Genomic DNA, 17161 nt, shown 5'->3' on the forward strand with positions numbered 1-17161 from the left:
GTCCAATTGTCCTCTCAAGCGCCCACTTAGCCGTTCAACTGCACCGCTGGTTCAGGGTTCATGCGCAAGAGTTGCTTGAGATCGTCGAGCACATCGTAAGGATCAACGCCCGCCCGATAGCCCAACACGGCCTCTCCCTGTGGGCTAACGATCCAGACATACCCCGGGTCTTTCCAACCCGGCTCACTAGCCCAGTTAAGCCGGGTTTCGCCGGGAAGAGATTCGGCCTCGCCAAAGGTAAGCGCATCAATGCGCAGTCTGCGCACTCGAGTCGCTTCCTTACCCAATGCTCGATGCAGTCGCCACCACTGATCGGCCATCTGGTCGCAATCAAGCGTGCAGTCAAATGCCAGCAGCCAGTCATCTTTCTCTGAGGCGGGCATACGACCCTCAAGAGGCCAGGCACCGAGAGCTGGCACCTCAGGCTTGAGCTGACCATGCGCCGTACGCGCATCAGGGATACCCACACGCCACTCCACCATTACCCAGGCTGCCACCAGCGGCAGGGCAAAAACGGCAATCAGTGACAGCAGCTTCAAGCGTTGGCGGTTGACGTATGTCATGGCTAAGACTCCTGCTGAGCGGAAGCATCTGGATGTGTAGGCGCATGCTTATTCGTAAGGCGAGCTCGCCGCAGGCGACGACCACCCAGTAACATCACTACCAGAGCAGCGGCAGATAACCCCCACCATTGCACGGCATATCCAAGGTGGCGGCTAGGGGGGAGCACGCTGGGCTCCCACCAGGGACTCAGCATGCCAGGCCCCTCTTCCAGATGAAGCCACCCCGAATGGGCAAAACCACCCGCTGCCTCCCAGGCATCAAGCTGAATACGCTGCAATCGCACACCCTCCTGGTTATCGCCAAACAAAGGCGCCCGCGCTCCATCTGACTGCCATTGTCCGGTTAGCCGAACCGTGCCCTCAGGAGTATCGACCGTGGGCGCCTCACGGCTGACACCCGTGGCCAAAAAACCGCGCTCAATCAACCATCGACGTCCGTCGCGGCCCTGAAAAGGGGTCAAGACCGCCACGCCCAGCTGCCCTTCATGAGTCCGATTGTCCAGATAGCGTGTCTCATCGGCCTGGTATTGTCCTTCGAGAATCAACGTTGCCCCATCGGGAGGCGACGCTTGCGGAGACTCCAACGTCGGGGCTGCAGCAAGGGCTGCCAAATAGGCCTCTTTCTCTGTTGCGCGCTGCCACTGCCACTGACCCAAGGCGAGCCCCAATACCACGAGCAAGCTCCAGAAACTCCACCACAGCAGAACGACCTTGACAGTCGGCACGCGCTTGCTTGAACTGGAAGGGTCGAAATTCACGGAGTTCCTCATGTTGAAGGCACTGATCACTCTGGTGTTTGTATGCATGGTCGCAAGCTTGGCGGCCGGGGCCGGATTCCTGCTGCGTGATCAGGGACGTTCTCGGCGCCTGCTGATATCGCTCAAGCTTCGCGTCAGCTTGGCCGTCTTGCTATTCGCCCTGCTGGCTTATGGCTTTTATTTCGGTGACCTGGCCAACAATTGAACGGAAATTCCGTCAATTGACGCGCACTCAGAACACATAGACAAAGATGAAGAGACCGATCCATACCACATCAACAAAGTGCCAATACCACGCAGCCGCTTCGAAGCCGAAGTGATCATCACGGACGAAATGCCCCTTCATGACTCGCATCAGTATGACACCAAGGGTGATGGCCCCGATGGTCACATGAAGCCCGTGGAAGCCAGTCAGCAGAAAGAAGGTCGAACCATAGATGCCCGCCTGCAGGGTGATACCGTAATGATGATAGGCCTCGTAGTACTCGATGCCTTGAACGATCAGGAAGCACACCCCCAGAAAAATAGTGCCAATTAACCAGTTGCGCGCAGTCTCCCTGAATCCTTCCTTTAATGCTTCATGAGCAATCGTCAGTGTGACACTAGAGGTCACCAGGAAAATGGTATTCACCAGCGGTAGCTGCCATGGGCTGACCACAGCCCGCGGGCCACTAATATCGGCCCCTGGCGGGTTCATCAGCGGCCAGCTGGCCGTAAAATCAGGCCAGAGTAGCGCCGCCACCCCCTTGGCGCCCTCTCCATCCAGCCAAGGCACAGCAAATACCCGTACATAAAAGAGCGCGCCAAAGAAGGCAGCGAAGAACATCACCTCAGAGAAAATGAACCAGCCCATTCCCCAGCGGAAGGAGCGATCCATCTGAGCGTCATATAACCCTTGACGAGATTCGCGGACCACATCACGAAACCAGAGCCACATCACCACAAGCACGGCGACCAAGCCCAGGAGCATGAACAGCAATCCCGTGCCGTAAACCAACTGGATGCCGAGACTCACCATCATGGCGCCGACGGCCAAAGAGCCCAGCACTGGCCATTTGCTCTGCGGCGGAACGTAGTAGCTGCCACTCATGCTTCACCTCCTGGAACGCCCGATGTGGCCTTGGTGGCCAACGGCTTATCGTCTACCGGATACAGGGTATAGACCAGCGTCACCGTCTTGATGTCGTCCGGCAGGTCGCGGGTCAGCTGGAACACCAGAGGCGCTTCAAGGCGCTCACCGGCGGCGAGGCGTTGCTCCTGAAAACAGAAGCAAGTGATCTTTCGCATATAAAGGGATGCTTCGGAGGGTGACACACTGGGTACTGCCCTGCCCCAACCCGCTGTTGCACCATGATTGGTGAAAGCGAAATGCACTTCTGTGGCAGCGCCTGGGTGCACACGCACTTGGCGATTAAGTACCTCGAGTTTCCAGGGCAGTCCGGCACCGGCCCGGGTAACGAACTGCACGGTGATGACACGTGACTCATCGATGCTGTCACGGACCATCGCCTGGGCGGTGTTCTCTACCTTGCCGTTGATGCCAGTGATGCGACAGAAGACGTCATACAAGGGCACCAAGGCAAAGGCGAAGACGAACATGGCCAGCAGGACCACGACTGTCCGCGTCACCGTGCGCTGTACTCCTGTCATGAGTTCCCTCCCTTCGCCAATGCCTGGGCAACCTGCCCCTCGCCCATCTAGTGGTTCCGATAACGTCTTTGCCAGTCGCCGGATTACCCTTCTCGATGATGGAACTGAGGCGGCGTGTCGAAGGTATGTAACGGTGCGGGACTCGGCACTGTCCACTCAAGATCTTCAGCACCCTCCCAAGCCTTGGCCGGCGCCTTCTCGCCTCCCCTTACGCACTTGATGATCATCAGCACAAACAGCAGCTGCGAGGTGCCGAATAGTAAGGCGCCAATGCTCGAGGCCATGTTGAAGTCGGCAAACTGCAGAGCGTAATCAGGAATACGCCGCGGCATGCCGGCCAAGCCTGAGAAGTGCATGGGGAAGAAGGTCAGGTTGACCCCTATTACCGAGGTCCAGAAGTGCCAGCGGCCGAGGCGCTCGTTGGGGTAATGGCCAGTCCACTTGGGTAGCCAGTAATAGACAGCCGCCATGATGGCAAAAACCGCCCCGGGAACCAGCACATAATGGAAGTGCGCGACCACGAAGTAGGTGTCGTGATACTGAAAATCGGCGGGAGCAATGGCCAGCATAAGACCGGAGAAACCACCAATCGTGAACAGCACCACAAAGGCCAGCGCGAACAACATGGGCGTCTCGAAGGAAATCGAGCCCTGGAACAGCGTAGCGATCCAGTTGAAAACCTTAACCCCTGTGGGCACCGCAATCAGCATGGTGGTGTACATGAAGAACAGCTCGGCTACCAATGGCAGCCCGACGGCGAACATGTGATGCGCCCAAACCAGAAATGACAGGATGGCAATGGAAGACGTGGCATAAACCATCGAGGCATAACCAAACAATCGCTTACGGGCAAAGGTCGGGATGATAGCCGAGACGATACCGAAGGCCGGCAGGATCATGATGTAGACCTCGGGGTGCCCAAAGAACCAGAAGATATGCTGGAACATCACCGGGTCGCCGCCACCCGCCGCATTGAAGAAACTGGTCCCGAAATTGATGTCCATCAGCATCATGGTGATGACACCAGCAAGCACGGGCATGACGGCGATCAGCAGGAAGGCCGTGATCAACCAGGTCCAGACGAACAGCGGCATGTCCATCATACGCATGCCCGGCGCACGCAAGTTGAGGATGGTGGCGATGATATTGATGGCACCCAGAATCGAGCTGATACCGGCTATGTGCAGCGAGAGAATGAAGAAGGTCGTGGATGGCGGCGCGTAGGTCGTCGACAGCGGCGCATAGAAGGTCCAGCCAAAGTTCGGACCACCACCTGGCATCAATAGCGTCGATAACAGCAGCGTGAAGGCGACGGGTAACAACCAGAAGCTGAAGTTGTTGAGCCTGGGCAATGCCATATCCGGCGCCCCTACCTGCAGCGGGATCATCCAGTTGGCAAGACCAACGAAGCCAGGCATCACCGCACCAAACACCATGATCAACCCATGCATGGTCGTCATCTGGTTGAAGAACTCAGGCTGAACGAGCTGCAGCCCTGGCTGGAAGAGCTCGGCGCGCACGACCAAGGCGAAAATCCCGCCAATGAAGAACATGCTCAGCGAGAAGATCAGATACAGCGTGCCGATCTCCTTGTGATTCGTGGTCAACAGCCAGCGCATCAGGCCACTAGGGCCGTGGTGGTACCCTTCATTCACATGACCAGCGGTTGCAGCCCCATCACCTGCCTGCTCGGCGGGGGTCTGAAGCGGCTGCTGTGGAGGTAGCTTGGGCGCCATCGAACATCTCCTATTATTCGGGTGACCGCGACACGCATGTCGCGAAACGAGAGCCCTCGGGCCCCGCTACTCGAGCTGCGATTGAATCTCCGACGGCTGCACAATATCGCCGGTTTCATTGCCCCAGGCATTGCGCTCATAGGTCACAACCGCTGCAATCTCTACCGGGCTGAGCGTGCTGTTGAAGGCCGGCATGGGAGCACCCGACACGCCATTGATGACAGTGGAGATATGACGATCACGCTCCTCCATCAAGGTCGGGTTGTTGGCAAGAGCGGGGAAAACCGGCGGATTTCCTGAACCATCCACCTGATGGCAAGACGCACACACGGACTCATAGACTTTCTGCCCCCGTGTCATCAACTCATCCATGCCCCACTCACGATCGACGCCGCTGGCTTCACGCGCAGCTGCCTCCTTGCGCTCCGCGAGCCAGGTATCAAATTCTTCAGGGGAGACGGCCTCGACGACCACTGGCATGAAGCCATGGTCGCGGCCACAAAGCTCTGTGCACTGGCCTCGATAGGTCCCGGGCTCTTCGATACGCACCCAGTTCTCGTTGACGAAACCAGGGATAGCATCCTGCTTGACCGCAAGCTCAGGCACCCACCAGGAATGCACGACATCATCGGAGGTCAACAGAAAACGCACCTTGCGATCGACTGGCAGCACCAATGGCTGATCGACTTCAAGCAGGTAGTTCTCGCCTTTGGCCGCCGCACCGTCAATCTGATCGCGAGGAGTGGACATATTGGAGATGAAGCTGACGTCTTCGCCAAGATATTCATAATGCCAACGCCACTGCTGACCGGTCACCATCACATCCAGGTCCGCATCTTCCGCGTCATACATCTCTTTCAAGGTGGCAGTGGCAGGCAGTGCCATGCCAATCAGAATCAGCAAGGGAATAGCGGTCCAGATCACTTCAACGGTGGTGTTCTCATGAAAATGGGCCGACTTCGCGCCCCGGGAGCGACGGTAGCGGAAGAGGGAATAGAACATCACGCCAAACACGACAATGCCGATCACCACGCATATCCAGAAGATCGTCATGTGCAAACCGTGAATATCACGACTCACGTCTGTCACACCAAGCGGCATGTTCCAGCCATCGGCCAGGGCCGAACGGGTCAACCAGACGCTACCGCCAATGGCCGCCACCACACCAGCCAAATTGCGCATCGGCCCCTCCTTGTCATTATCATCGCGCGAATCGCGCCGCTCACGTTCATTCACTGCAGCCACGGTCCTTAATGGCTTTGCCCTTCAAGGTTCCATCGAGTATAGGAAAAATGACGAGACATCATTCTCTGACAAGGCACAACGACTAAACGCAGTTATCAACGGTCACATTAGGGAGTGCTGTAGCCAGAGGCCTCGTTGAGCGAGCCAGTTGACCCTACTCGGCCGCTGTCGTGGCCAGCAGGAAAATGCCCACCACCAATACCAGTGCCATCAGCAAGCCGACGATGATGAAGGTCATCGGCCTACCCTCTTCAAAATCCTTCTTGCGCTGCTGCTCCTTCTGCACTCCGAAGAAAGCCGCCAACACCGACTTGATTACCTGCCACATCGCTGCCTCCTGCTACACTTAACGTCCGCTGGCTCTCGCAAAAAAAGCCGACGCCCATCAGAGAATGGGTAAAGAAACCCATTTCTGCACGGCATTGCGACAAGCCGATCTATACTTAAACTGGGATGGGAGAAGGCAGGATATGCCCCAAGACAAGGGACAACATACTGACGGAGGTAACAGGAGGAGTAATGACCAATAGACCCAAGAATGCCACTGAGCTGCCATCAGCGGCTTTAGACGCCAGTGAGCCGATCATCAACTGGTGGTTGAATCATTGGATGGGATCCGCCAGCCCATTCACCCGAATGCAGGTCGCGTGGATGGAAACGCTTTACGAAGCCATGCAGATGGAGGCCGAGCTACTCACCGCCTGCGCCGCCAGCCAGCAGCAAATGGTAAAGTGCTTATCCAACCAGCAGACGTTGACGGATCCAACCGTAATGAGCGACTGCTATCAGGACATCATGCAAGAGTTCATTGATGCTCATAAGCAGCGGATGAATAAGGTCAACGAGCTAGCCGAAGACTTTCGCCAGCGCGTGTGGGAAGAAATTTAGTCAAGAGACCGCGCGTAATAACGAGCAGTCGGGTGGATCAGGGAGAGAACTTCACCCAAGCCACCCGACATGCCATGCATTTATATGGCCGTATCAAATACCTAGCCGTATCAAATACCTAAAAGTGCCACGATCAGCGGTAGCAGGAAGGCTGTCACCAGCCCCGCCAGGCCCATGGCAAGCCCCGCAAACGCACCAGCTAATGCCCCAATAGAGCTGAAACTATGTGCCGTGCCAAAGCCATGAGCCGCAAGCCCCAACGTAAAGCCCTGCACGGTCGGGTCCTTGATTTTGAGCAACCTGAATATCCAGGGGCCCAAGGCACAGCCGATTGACCCTGTCAGCAGTACCAAGCCAGCAGCCAGTGAAGGAATACCTCCCAATTGCTCGGCGATCCCCATGGCAATCGGTGATGTCACGGACTTGGGCGCAAGGGTCAGCAGGGTTTCCCTGTTCGCCCCCATCAGCAGGGCAATGCCAAGGGTCGATCCAACGGCGGTAACAATGCCGGTAATACAACCGATCATGACCGGCCATATCATGCGTTGCACGCGCATCCGGTGGTCATAGAGTGGTATCGCCAACGCCACTGTCGCCGGGCCGAGCAGAAAGTGTATGAACTGGGCACCTTCAAAGTAGGTGCGGTAATCGATGCCTGTGAGCAGCAAAAAGCTAATCAGCAACACAATAGAGATCACCACCGGGTGCAGTAGAGGCGTGCGCCCCAGCAAGATATTGAGCCGAGTCGCCAGATAGAAGGCAATCAGCGTCACCAGCAGCGACAGTAATGGATTGCCTGAGAGATAGACCCATAATTGGTCCAGTGCCACGACGTTCATTCCGCCCTCTCCACCATACCGCGTTTGTTCACCCGCTCCATGACCTTGGCCGTTACCGCCAGGGTGGCTGCGGTCGATACGATCAACGTGACCATGATTATCCAGAAATCGGCTCGAATCAGCTCGAAATGCACCATCATGCCGACACCTGCCGGCACAAACAGCAAGGTCAAGTAGTTCAGAAGCCCCTCGCCTGTTTTACGCAGCCCTTCCGGCACTCGTCCATTGACCAGCAAGGCCACCAACAAGATCACCATTCCCATCACAGGCCCGGGAACAGGAATACTGAAACCTCGCACCACCAGCTCACCCAAGAACTGGCACCCCAGCAAGATGATAAATCCCACGATCAACGACATGCCTGCGCTCCTCCCAACATAGCTGACGCCAGTTTACCCCTTTCGTCTAGGTGTGACCCCATCACCCAGCCAAGCTTTTGAAAAAAAAGCGCTTAAGGGGCTTCCCATTTTTAAAATCACGAGATAGTATACGCCTCGTTCTCAAGCGACAGGGGCCGCAAGGCACTGTAGAGAACCAGAGTCGGAGCGTGGCGCAGCTTGGTAGCGCGCTGCAATGGGGTTGCAGAGGTCGCTGGTTCGAATCCAGTCGCTCCGACCAAAAAGATTAAGAAAAACGGCCACTTAGCTCATAGAGCGGTGGCCGTTTTTTTGCGTGGTAAAATTTTGGGAAAACTCTAGTGCCCCCATTCCATCCATTTAGATAGAAGTGTTGACCCATGGGTTACCAATGGATGGTATGGATTAGCCCATTTACTGCAGCCATCGGCTGGTAGGCCGGACATGCCATGGGGGTATGCAGCACCGAAGAGGAGCGCGAGGGGGTGCGAGCTGCATTGAAGCAGGTGCTTCAGAAGACAACCATCAAGTAGATGGCCAGGAGGAGCGAACAAAGGCTGTTGTTCAATGGTAGAGCCGCAACCAGCCGAATCCCCTTCCAGAATCATCGCGTCACGAGACACCCTGTCTCATATTTCCCGAGCTGTCTCACGAATTGCCGCCCTATCCTTCCCAAGCGCCAGCTCACGTGCGCTTCCCCATGATTGACAAGCGTCACAAGAAGCCGAGAGACATGCTTCGCCCCTTCTCCCCGGATTGGCCGCTTCCGAGTACGGCTGAGTCAATGTTGAGCGCATCACTTCGATTTATGACGGGGATACCTTTCGCGCAGACATCGCCGGCTGGCCTGCCGTGATCGAAAAGCGCATTCCTGTGCGTGTAGCTGGAGTCGATACGCGGATCCTGGAAGCAGAGAAGGCGGATTTTACAGTCACAGACCACCAGCAAAGTAAACATTATCAGGAGGACAGCACAGCGGGTTCCGTAACGGTAGGCACAAAGATGATGTCGTCACTACTCAAACGCGGCTACTCTAAGCATGTAGGGCTCTGCTGGCAGGCTGGCTATCTGCTGCCTACAACTAACTGGCATATGAGGGCTATAATGACTTGGACGTGTGACTCATGCGGACAGCCCATCCATAACGCTCACGATGGGTGGGTAGAGTGGTTGACAAGGATGGGGCAAGAGGGCTCATCCCTCTTTTCTCATTCCATTAGGCTGGTTCACTACATGCCATCGTCTCCTATTGAAAGTGGCTGCCAATATGATGGGAACCGAGCCTACACTCACAATAGAGACTTGGTCTCTGATTTAGGTCTAGATTTCTTTTCGTCAGCTAATGGCTTAACTCTTCTTCTACAGATGCTATCTGACAAAGAATTCAAAAACCCAGAAGAAGTTCTTGAGATGATTAAGCGACTTCATCTCCCAAACTATGAAGCCGCCCGCCCTTACCTGGATCAAGCGATTGCCGAGGGCGTATTCGAACCCAATTCTAGGCCTGGATACCCACATCAAGATCAACTGATAATGGTCCGCAATTGGGCTGGGGTTTAAAAATAAGCAACAGGCCTACCTATGTGGGCCTCCTTTTTCCCGCATCAGATCATCCCACCCGGTCGTTCGGCGCCGCGTTTTGGCTTTCTTTGCCGCACAACCGCCTTAATCCCCTCCCGATCCTCGGCGACCTGCGCCGCCTCGATCGCATCCTTACACGTCCGACTGCTGATAGATGGCCAGAATGCCACCGAGAGTAGGCTCAGGGCCCAAGACTAGCGGCTTTCTTCGACCGGCATGCCAACCTCTTCCAGTAACCAATCACGAAACTGGCGGGCGATCGGGCGCTCCCCCCCCTCGCCCGCGCTGACCACGTAGTAGGCCTGGTCACAGTTCAGCGGACGCTCGGCCAACACTACGAGCTTACCGGCGGACAGCTCCGCCTGGTGGAGCTCCCGACTCCCCAGCAGGGCGCCTTGGCCGGCGACAGCCGCCTCCAGCGCCAGCAGCCCGTTACCGAATCGCAGCTCGCGTAGCGTTCCGATGTCATAGCCCTGCTGCTTGAACCACTCCTTCCAGCCATAAGGTTCGTTGAAACGAGTCAGAGTGCTGTCGCACAGCAGCCGCAGCGTCTCGATCCCGTCCATGCCGCTGGCCAGTTCGGGGGCACAGAGCGGCACCAGATCCAGATTCATCAACCGTCGAGGTTCCAGATCCGGATAGTTGCCATAGCCCAGGCGCACCGAGACATCGATGCCGGCGCGCTTGAGATCGGATACGCCCAAGGCACTCTCTCGGCCACGATCCACCGTATGCAGGCTCGCCTGCAACCGCACTTCAGCATCCGGACAGCGGGCATAGAAACGATGCAGGCGTGGCACGATCCATTTGGTGGCAAACAGAGGTTCGGCGCACACAGTGACGACCAGCCGCTCCTCACCGTAGGACCGGATCTTGTCAACCGCACGTCCCAGGGTCTGAAAACCTTCCTGCAGCTCCGGCAAGGCCCCACGCGCGGCCGGTGTCAGGCTGACTCGCCGGTGATGGCGGACGAACAGATCGACACCAAGATACTCCTCGAGCGCCTTGACCTGATGGCTGATCGCCGCCGGCGTGACATTGAGCTCCTTGGCCGCCGCGGCGAAGCTCTTGGTGCGCGCGGCAACCTCGAAATAAGAGAGGGCGATCAAGGGAGGGAGTCGTGACATTACCAAATACTCACATGAATGGCGGTAGCCATCGGCCCGATCGAGTGACTCGGAGGAGAGTCACTATAATCGTTGCTGTGGCGAGCGCCATACTACCCACCACAGGGCAGGTTCCCAACGACTCACACCGGCTGATGGCTCTTGATCTGCTGGCGTAACTGGAACTTCTGGATTTTGCCGGTCGAGGTGGTCGGTAGCCGAGTGAAGATCACCTTCTTGGGGGCCTTGAAGCGGCTGAGGTTCTCCCGGCAGAAGCCGATCAACGCCTCCTCGCTCAGCTCGCTGCCGGGGCGCAGCTGGACAAAGGCCGCTGGCACTTCCCCCCACTTCTCGTCCGCCATCGCGACGACCGCTGCCAGCTCGACGTCTCCGTGGCGCTGAATGACTTCCTCGACTTCCTGGGAGGAGATGTTCTCCCCGCCCGAGATGATCACGTCCTTGAGCCGATCACGGATCTTGATGTAGCCATCGGCTTCCACCACGCCAAGGTCTCCGGAGTGGAACCAGCCACCGGCGAAGGCTTCCTGGGTGGCGGCGTCATTACGCAGATACCCCTTCATAACGATGTTTCCCCGGAACATGATCTCGCCCACCGTCTCGCCGTCAGCAGGAACGGGAGCCATCGTGGCTGGATCCAGCACCGCCATGCTTTCCTGCAAGGAGTAAGCCACCCCCTGACGCCCGTTAAGCCGAACCCGCTCTTCAAGGGGGCGTTGCGCCCAGCTCTCCTGTTTGGCACACACCGACGCCGGGCCGTAGGTCTCGGTCAGGCCGTAGACATGGGTAAGCTCGATGCCGAGGGTCTCCATCCGTGCCAGCACCGACGCCGGGGGCGCCGCACCGGCAATCAACCCAGCCACGGGGTGATCGATGGGTTCATCGGCCACCATTGCGGCATCGGCAATCATCGAGTGGACGACGGGCGCCCCACAGTAATGGCTGACCCGATGCTGCCGGATCAAATCCAGAATTACCTGAGGGTCGACACGGCGCAGGCAGACGCTGGTTCCGCCGATTGCAGCCAGCGTCCACGGGAAGCACCAGCCGTTGCAATGAAACATCGGCAGTGTCCAGAGGTAGACCACCTCGGCGGGCAGTGACCAGGACAGCACATTGCTGACCGCATTCAGATATGCCCCCCGGTGATGGCTGACGACCCCCTTCGGATTGCCGGTGGTGCCCGAGGTGTAACCCAGCGAAATCGCATCCCACTCGTCGGCCGGTAGCTGCCAGTCGTCAAGCGCCGGCTGTTCGGCCAGCAACGCCTCATACTCCAGGTCGCCGAGGAAACGCTCTGCGCCCTGGCTCGAGTCGGAGACGTTGATCACCCGGGGCGCCGGCCCTTCGAGCCGGGCCAAGGCCTTATCAACCACGTCCGCGTACTCAGGGTCGACCAATAGCAGGCGTGAACAGCTATGATCGAGGATGAAGGCCACCGTATCCGCATCCAGGCGAATGTTGATCGCATTCAACACCGCGCCGACCATCGGGATGCCGAAATGCGCTTCGTACATGGCAGGAACATTCGGCAGCATAACGGCCACCGTATCGCCCTTGGAGATGCCGAAATGCTTCAACAGGGAAGCCAACCGATAACAGCGATCATAAGTCTGCTGCCAGCTGTACCGCTTGTCGTTGTAGATCAGCGCCGTCCTGTCGGGATAAACAGCGGCTGCCCGTTTGATGAAGCTCAAGGGAGACAGCGCCACATGATTCGCCGCTGTTTTCTCGAGAGCCTCATTGAATTGGCAAATATCATTCATGGAATAACCCTGTTTCTCTTCAAGAAGGGTTGATAGCCCCGCCCTTCAACCAACTTAACGGGTGGACAAGCGCAAGCATTGTTCAGACATCGCCTAGGCCTTGTCTGAAAAGTCGACGAGCGAAGGATAGACAAGGCAAAAATCGGTAAAAAGGCGGAGTTTACAGGTAGTAAATGAGCACTTTGAGCCGATTTTTAACGTCGTATAGCCGAGCGCAGGCACTTTTCGGACATGGCCTAGTGCCCTGGCTGCTCCCAGAGGGGCTTACGCTTGCCAAGGAAGGCATCGATCCCCTCCCCCGCGTCTGGGCTCATCATGTTTTCTGCCATCACATTGCCGGCGAAGTCGTAGGCCTCGGCCAACGCCATCTGGCGCTGAGGTTGGAACATCGACTTGCCAAAACGGACCGCCGCCGGGCTCTTGTTCAGGACCTGCTCCACCTTGTCCGCCACTGCAGCGTCCAGATCATCATCATCGGTGACGGCACTCAGCAGTCCCCACTCCGCTGCCGTGTCTGCACTGATGAAATCACCCGACACCAACATGTCGAATGCCCGCTTAGGCGAGATGCAGCGTGACAGTGCCACCGCCGGTGTTGAGCAGAACAAGCCCACATTGATGCCCGATACCGCAAAGCTGGCAGAACGGCCGGCGATGGCAAGATCGCAGCTGGCCACCAACTGGCACCCCGCCGCTGTCGCCATGCCCTGGACCTTGGCAATGACCGGCACAGGCAGGGCGACGACACTCTGCATCACCCGGCTGCAGAGGCAAAAGAGCTGCTGGTAATAGGCCTGGTCGGGATTGGCACGCATCTCCCGCAGGTCGTGGCCGGCGCAAAACCCCCGACCATTGGCGCCGATCACCACACAACGGACGGCAGGGTCTAAAGCGATGGCCTCCAGCTCTCTCTGCAACACGCTCAGCATCGCTTCGGACAGGGTGTTGAACTTGTCCGGACGATTCAGGGTGAGATAGACAGCCCCCTCCTTATCTTCCCTGAGAAGGATCTCGCCCGTGGTGTGACTGAGACTCATGAATGCCTCCCGATAGACGTCGCGGATTAAAGATGATTGATCGTCACCTCGGCGGTGATCGAGTTACGGATGAAACAATTCTTGTGGGCACCGGCGTGCATCCGGGAAATCGACTTCTGATCGGGCATGTTATCGCCACCGAAGGTGATGCGCGGTGAAAGCTCAATACGCGTCACCTCCATCCCCTTCTTATCGTTACGCTCCAGATAGCCAACCGGGTCATCCTCATAGGATTCGACCTGGTAACCCTGAAATTCGGCAATGGCCAGAAAAAACAGCATATGACAACTGGACACTGCACTGATCAACATTTGCTCCGGGTCGGCGCAATGGGGATCGCCCTTGAATTCGGCCGACGCGGACACTGCAACCTCCTGATCCCCGTTCAAGGTCACTCGATGATTACGCGAATAGGAACCTGCCTCACTCTCGTGAGGAGAACGCTGCCAACGAATAACGGACTGATGGACTGACATAGATAAACCTCCTGAGCCTGTCAGAAGGCTAAGGGAGCCAAGACACACCCGTAAAACGAGGATTACTAACCAGGAGCGTTAGCCCAGCTAATGTGAAAGCTCACCGCCGAGACTATTACCCACCAGCCGATCGCACAAAAGAAGGGAAATACCGACGTTTTAATACGCGAGACGGCAATGGGTGGGTGAACAAAAATAAGCCAATCGCTTAGGAAGCATCACTTTACCCCCTTGAAGGCCGCCGCTTAGCCTACAGGGATCGTGACGTCATGTCGGACGGGGGTGATAGAGCATGCAGACCATGAATGTTGAATACGCGATCATTGGCGCCGGCACCAGCGGACTCGGTGCCTACTCAAGGATCAGCCGACAGACCGACAGCCTGGTGATGATCCAGGACGGTCCCTACGGCACGACATGTGCCCGAGTCGGCTGCATGCCCAGCAAGCTGCTGATCACCGCTGCCGACTACGCCCACCACTTGCAAACCAGCGAGTTCTTCGGGGTACCCACCTCAGGGCATGTGGAGGGCCGCCAGGTGCTCGAACGCCTGCGCCGAGAGCGAGATCATCGTTTCGTCGCGCGCAACCTAAGCTACGTCGACAAGATTCCCGCCCATCACAAGCTGGAGGGGCGCGCCCGATTCACCGGACCGGGTCGCCTGATGGTGGGCGAATCGGTCGAGGTCAGGGCGGAGAAGGTCATCCTCGCCTGCGGCTCGCTTCTGGATAGGTAGGATGACGCTATTAGCCCAGCGCGACATCGCTAGTTGCATGACCGCCGGACACCATAGGCAGAGCCCCAAGAGACATTGCATCTCACTCCTAAATCGGCCACACCTTAAGGGGTTACCATGAAGGCTGAGAATGAATGAGGAAACTTGCAATCGATGCGGCAGACATTCGCATTCTGCGCGCCCTTCAACAGCACGGTCAGCTCAGTAAGACCAAGTTGTCAGAACTCGTCAACCTGTCTCCGACGCCATGCTGGATTCGCTTCACTCGCTTGAAGGAAGCCGGCCTGATCCGTGGCTATCATGCGGATATTTCCCTCAACAAGATCGCCAATGCCACCAAGGTAATGGTTACCGTATCGCTAGAGGGACATCGCACGGTTAACTTCGAGCGTTTCGAGGCTTATATCGCTCAAGTTGATGAGATCGTCGAATGCATCGCGACGGGGGGAGGCATGGACTATGTGTTGAAAGTCGTGACCCCCAGTCTTTCCGCTTTTCAGCAAGTAATGGACCGACTTCTGGCAGCAGAACTGGGCATTGAACGTTATATGACGTACATCGCCACCCGAGAGATCAAATCCACTCAAGTCAATCTTGCCAACTTGATGACCGATTCTGGTCACTCAACCTGAAAGGCCTTGATGTGGGAGACGAGCCACATCAAGGCCCTCCGGCACCGCCCAGCACCCGCCCAGATACAATCACGTACCGACCCTCATGATCAGCCTCCATGGGGATTTCGACTCGAAGGCATAAACTCTAAAGCCACGGTCCTCGACTGCCGATCCACGCAGGACGGCATGGGGCTATCTGTCACCCTCAGCCCCGCTTCCACACTAAGCGCAATCTCATCGTTCCCCCCCCTTGCTCGCTATCGTGAGATGGCGAGGACATCGTCGTACAGCCATGCAGACAGGCTGCCCCGACGTCCAAGGTGTTGTTTATCAGGAGATCATAACAGCCGCTTTTCAGCGCCGGACCAAATGGCCTTCGCACCGCCAATAATTGGCCTTTTCATCCTAGTTATGCCGTGCTTTTAGGCCGCGTTTCGATGATCTGAGGGGCTATAGTGATTCGTGCCAAATAAGTGATTTTGCGCAGCCAAAAGAGTCCTATATCACGTCGAAGGTGGTCAGCATGACAAACGTCTCACACAGCAATGTAGTGCAAATAGGGAAAAAGACTGAGTTTGGTTTCGGCACCCAGATTCGAAAGTCCCCATACTTTGACGCGACCATCCGTTGGGGCGCGACGGCATTTTCGGTATACAACCACATGTATATCCCGCGCGAGTTTGGCGACCCAACACAAAACTTCTGGAACCTCGTCAACACTGCCATCCTCTGCGATGTCGCGGCAGAGCGTCAGGTGGAAATCACGGGGCCAGATGCGGCAATATTCATGCAGAACCTGACCCCGCGCGACCTGTCAGGAATGGCGGTTGGCCAGTGTAAATACATCCTGATCACCAATGCCGACGGTGGCATCCTGAATGATCCCATCCTGCTGCGTCTGGCAGAGAATCATTTCTGGATTTCTCTGGCTGACAGCGACATCCTCCTATGGGCACAGGGTGTCGCGATCAACTCCGGACTCGATGTCACCATTCGCGAACCCGATGTTTCTCCGCTGCAATTGCAGGGCCCTCAGTCCGGCGAGATCATGAGGGCCCTCTTCGGAGACAGCATCCTGGATATGCGCTACTTCTGGCTTCGCGAGCTTGAGCTCGACGGTATTCCGCTGGTCATCTCGCGTACCGGCTGGTCAAGCGAACTGGGCTATGAGTTGTATCTTCAGGACAGCTCCCTCGGTGTCGAACTGTGGGAGACAATCATGGCGGCTGGCCTACCCTTCGGTCTGAAGCCCGGTCATACGTCCGCTATCCGCCGCATCGAGGGCGGCATGCTCTCCTATCATGCCGATGCGGACATAGATACCAATCCCTATGAACTTGGGCTGGATCGTCTGGTCATGCCGGACATGGAGGCTGAATTTATTGGCAAGGCCGCGCTGCAGCGTATCCGCGAGAACGGCGTGAATCGCAAGCAGGTCGGCCTACGCATCGAGGGCGCGCCCCTTGGGGGGCCGAACACCTTCTTCTGGCCGCTGAGTCATGAGGGTGAGACCGTCGGCAACGTGACGTCTGCCGTCTACTCCCCGCGGCTCGAGCAGAATATTGCGCTGGCCATGGTATCTGTCGAGCACTCTCAGCTCGGAACAGAGCTGAGGGTGCAAACCTCGTCGGGTCCGGCGAATGCCATCGTCGTCGAGAAGCCGTTCTTCGATCCTAAGAAGACAAGAGCGGTATCCGCTTGAGCGACGTCTTACTTTATGAACATCTAAAGTGTGCGAGGACTGCTACGGAGGGAATGGTGGCCTGGGATCGTCAGTCGAGACGTCGTAGAA

18 protein-coding genes and 1 tRNA gene are annotated in these 17161 nt (G+C 57.0%); 6 read left to right on the forward strand and 13 right to left on the reverse strand.

Translation table 11 applies throughout. The annotated features are described in order from the left end of the window. Window positions 1-26: 26 nt before the first annotated feature. The gene (locus tag HF027_RS03915; protein ID WP_168013081.1) at window positions 27-563 is read right to left on the reverse strand and encodes a hypothetical protein; all 537 of its coding nucleotides are present in this window, start codon (window positions 561-563) and stop codon (window positions 27-29) included. A 2-nt stretch (window positions 564-565) separates the two neighbouring features. After that, the gene (locus HF027_RS03920) at window positions 566-1321 is read right to left on the reverse strand and encodes an SURF1 family protein (protein ID WP_245184485.1); all 756 of its coding nucleotides are present in this window, start codon (window positions 1319-1321) and stop codon (window positions 566-568) included. Between the two features lie 10 nt (window positions 1322-1331). Here HF027_RS03920 and HF027_RS03925 point away from each other — a divergent pair, with 10 nt between their 5' ends. Next, a complete protein-coding gene (locus HF027_RS03925) occupies window positions 1332-1526 on the forward strand; it encodes a DUF2909 domain-containing protein (protein WP_168013085.1) in 195 nt (64 codons plus the stop codon). A gap of 27 nt (window positions 1527-1553) precedes the next feature. On the opposite strand, the gene HF027_RS03930 is transcribed toward HF027_RS03925, so the two are convergent. The 5 genes from HF027_RS03930 to HF027_RS03950 form a co-directional block, all read right to left on the reverse strand. After that, entirely contained in the window at window positions 1554-2411 is an 858-nt protein-coding gene (locus tag HF027_RS03930; RefSeq protein ID WP_168013087.1) for a cytochrome c oxidase subunit 3, read from the reverse strand. After that, on the reverse strand, window positions 2408-2971 hold the full coding sequence (locus HF027_RS03935; RefSeq protein ID WP_168013089.1) for a cytochrome c oxidase assembly protein: 564 nt from the start codon (window positions 2969-2971) through the stop codon (window positions 2408-2410). The genes HF027_RS03930 and HF027_RS03935 overlap by 4 nt, the downstream gene beginning before the upstream one ends. Window positions 2972-3054: 83 nt before the next feature. Further along, the gene (ctaD, locus tag HF027_RS03940; RefSeq protein ID WP_168013091.1) at window positions 3055-4707 is read right to left on the reverse strand and encodes a cytochrome c oxidase subunit I; all 1653 of its coding nucleotides are present in this window, start codon (window positions 4705-4707) and stop codon (window positions 3055-3057) included. Window positions 4708-4773: 66 nt separating this feature from the next. After that, window positions 4774-5889, reverse strand: coding sequence for a cytochrome c oxidase subunit II (gene coxB / locus HF027_RS03945; RefSeq protein WP_168013093.1), 1116 nt, complete (start codon window positions 5887-5889; stop codon window positions 4774-4776). Window positions 5890-6106: 217 nt separating this feature from the next. Further along, the gene (locus HF027_RS03950) at window positions 6107-6280 is read right to left on the reverse strand and encodes a DUF2970 domain-containing protein (RefSeq protein WP_168013095.1); all 174 of its coding nucleotides are present in this window, start codon (window positions 6278-6280) and stop codon (window positions 6107-6109) included. A gap of 191 nt (window positions 6281-6471) precedes the next feature. Here HF027_RS03950 and HF027_RS03955 point away from each other — a divergent pair, with 191 nt between their 5' ends. Next, a complete protein-coding gene (locus HF027_RS03955) occupies window positions 6472-6840 on the forward strand; it encodes a hypothetical protein (protein WP_168013097.1) in 369 nt (122 codons plus the stop codon). 110 nt (window positions 6841-6950) lie between these two features. On the opposite strand, the gene HF027_RS03960 is transcribed toward HF027_RS03955, so the two are convergent. Both HF027_RS03960 and HF027_RS03965 read right to left on the reverse strand, forming a co-directional pair. Further along, window positions 6951-7679, reverse strand: a complete 729-nt coding sequence (locus tag HF027_RS03960) for an LrgB family protein (protein ID WP_168013109.1) — start codon at window positions 7677-7679, stop codon at window positions 6951-6953. After that, window positions 7676-8038: a CidA/LrgA family protein gene (locus tag HF027_RS03965; RefSeq protein WP_209316387.1), complete on the reverse strand. Its 363-nt coding sequence runs from the start codon at window positions 8036-8038 to the stop codon at window positions 7676-7678. Before HF027_RS03965 ends, HF027_RS03960 begins: the two co-directional genes overlap by 4 nt. 182 nt (window positions 8039-8220) lie before the next feature. Between HF027_RS03965 and HF027_RS03970 the strand changes: the two genes are divergently transcribed. Then, a tRNA-Pro gene (locus HF027_RS03970) sits at window positions 8221-8297 on the forward strand. A 1513-nt stretch (window positions 8298-9810) separates the two neighbouring features. On the opposite strand, the gene HF027_RS03975 is transcribed toward HF027_RS03970, so the two are convergent. From HF027_RS03975 to HF027_RS03990, 4 genes are all read right to left on the reverse strand, one after another. Then, a complete protein-coding gene (locus HF027_RS03975; RefSeq protein ID WP_168013111.1) occupies window positions 9811-10743 on the reverse strand; it encodes a LysR family transcriptional regulator in 933 nt (310 codons plus the stop codon). Window positions 10744-10865: 122 nt separating this feature from the next. Beyond that, the gene (locus HF027_RS03980) at window positions 10866-12506 is read right to left on the reverse strand and encodes an acyl-CoA synthetase (RefSeq protein ID WP_168013113.1); all 1641 of its coding nucleotides are present in this window, start codon (window positions 12504-12506) and stop codon (window positions 10866-10868) included. 236 nt (window positions 12507-12742) lie between these two features. Then, window positions 12743-13543, reverse strand: coding sequence for an enoyl-CoA hydratase (locus HF027_RS03985; RefSeq protein ID WP_168013115.1), 801 nt, complete (start codon window positions 13541-13543; stop codon window positions 12743-12745). Between the two features lie 26 nt (window positions 13544-13569). Further along, window positions 13570-13908: an OsmC family protein gene (locus HF027_RS03990; RefSeq protein ID WP_245184487.1), complete on the reverse strand. Its 339-nt coding sequence runs from the start codon at window positions 13906-13908 to the stop codon at window positions 13570-13572. Window positions 13909-14311: 403 nt separating this feature from the next. Between HF027_RS03990 and HF027_RS03995 the strand changes: the two genes are divergently transcribed. From HF027_RS03995 to HF027_RS04005, 3 genes are all read left to right on the forward strand, one after another. Then, window positions 14312-14755 carry an FAD-dependent oxidoreductase gene (locus tag HF027_RS03995; RefSeq protein ID WP_168013119.1) on the forward strand — a complete coding sequence of 148 codons (444 nt, stop codon included), beginning with the start codon at window positions 14312-14314 and terminating at the stop codon, window positions 14753-14755. A gap of 134 nt (window positions 14756-14889) precedes the next feature. Further along, the gene (locus tag HF027_RS04000; RefSeq protein ID WP_168013121.1) at window positions 14890-15387 is read left to right on the forward strand and encodes an Lrp/AsnC family transcriptional regulator; all 498 of its coding nucleotides are present in this window, start codon (window positions 14890-14892) and stop codon (window positions 15385-15387) included. Between the two features lie 505 nt (window positions 15388-15892). Then, entirely contained in the window at window positions 15893-17071 is a 1179-nt protein-coding gene (locus HF027_RS04005; protein ID WP_209316388.1) for a glycine cleavage T C-terminal barrel domain-containing protein, read from the forward strand. Window positions 17072-17161: the final 90 nt, after the last annotated feature.

The sequence above is a fragment of the Halomonas salinarum genome (genome assembly GCF_012062845.1).
GTDB classification, from domain to species: domain Bacteria; phylum Pseudomonadota; class Gammaproteobacteria; order Pseudomonadales; family Halomonadaceae; genus Onishia; species Onishia salinarum.

Excerpts from the sequence above, each read along its gene's own strand:
- HF027_RS03915 (WP_168013081.1), bottom strand. The coding sequence starts at position 563 with ATGACATACGTCAACCGCCAACGCTTGAAGCTGCTGTCACTGATTGCC.
- HF027_RS03925 (WP_168013085.1), top strand. The coding sequence starts at position 1,332 with ATGTTGAAGGCACTGATCACTCTGGTGTTTGTATGCATGGTCGCAAGC.
- HF027_RS03930 (WP_168013087.1), bottom strand. The coding sequence starts at position 2,411 with ATGAGTGGCAGCTACTACGTTCCGCCGCAGAGCAAATGGCCAGTGCTG.
- HF027_RS03935 (WP_168013089.1), bottom strand. The coding sequence starts at position 2,971 with ATGACAGGAGTACAGCGCACGGTGACGCGGACAGTCGTGGTCCTGCTG.
- ctaD (WP_168013091.1), bottom strand. The coding sequence starts at position 4,707 with ATGGCGCCCAAGCTACCTCCACAGCAGCCGCTTCAGACCCCCGCCGAG.
- coxB (WP_168013093.1), bottom strand. The coding sequence starts at position 5,889 with ATGCGCAATTTGGCTGGTGTGGTGGCGGCCATTGGCGGTAGCGTCTGG.
- HF027_RS03950 (WP_168013095.1), bottom strand. The coding sequence starts at position 6,280 with ATGTGGCAGGTAATCAAGTCGGTGTTGGCGGCTTTCTTCGGAGTGCAG.
- HF027_RS03955 (WP_168013097.1), top strand. The coding sequence starts at position 6,472 with ATGACCAATAGACCCAAGAATGCCACTGAGCTGCCATCAGCGGCTTTA.
- HF027_RS03960 (WP_168013109.1), bottom strand. The coding sequence starts at position 7,679 with ATGAACGTCGTGGCACTGGACCAATTATGGGTCTATCTCTCAGGCAAT.
- HF027_RS03965 (WP_209316387.1), bottom strand. The coding sequence starts at position 8,038 with ATGTCGTTGATCGTGGGATTTATCATCTTGCTGGGGTGCCAGTTCTTG.
- HF027_RS03975 (WP_168013111.1), bottom strand. The coding sequence starts at position 10,743 with ATGTCACGACTCCCTCCCTTGATCGCCCTCTCTTATTTCGAGGTTGCC.
- HF027_RS03980 (WP_168013113.1), bottom strand. The coding sequence starts at position 12,506 with ATGAATGATATTTGCCAATTCAATGAGGCTCTCGAGAAAACAGCGGCG.
- HF027_RS03985 (WP_168013115.1), bottom strand. The coding sequence starts at position 13,543 with ATGAGTCTCAGTCACACCACGGGCGAGATCCTTCTCAGGGAAGATAAG.
- HF027_RS03995 (WP_168013119.1), top strand. The coding sequence starts at position 14,312 with ATGCAGACCATGAATGTTGAATACGCGATCATTGGCGCCGGCACCAGC.
- HF027_RS04000 (WP_168013121.1), top strand. The coding sequence starts at position 14,890 with ATGAGGAAACTTGCAATCGATGCGGCAGACATTCGCATTCTGCGCGCC.
- HF027_RS04005 (WP_209316388.1), top strand. The coding sequence starts at position 15,893 with ATGACAAACGTCTCACACAGCAATGTAGTGCAAATAGGGAAAAAGACT.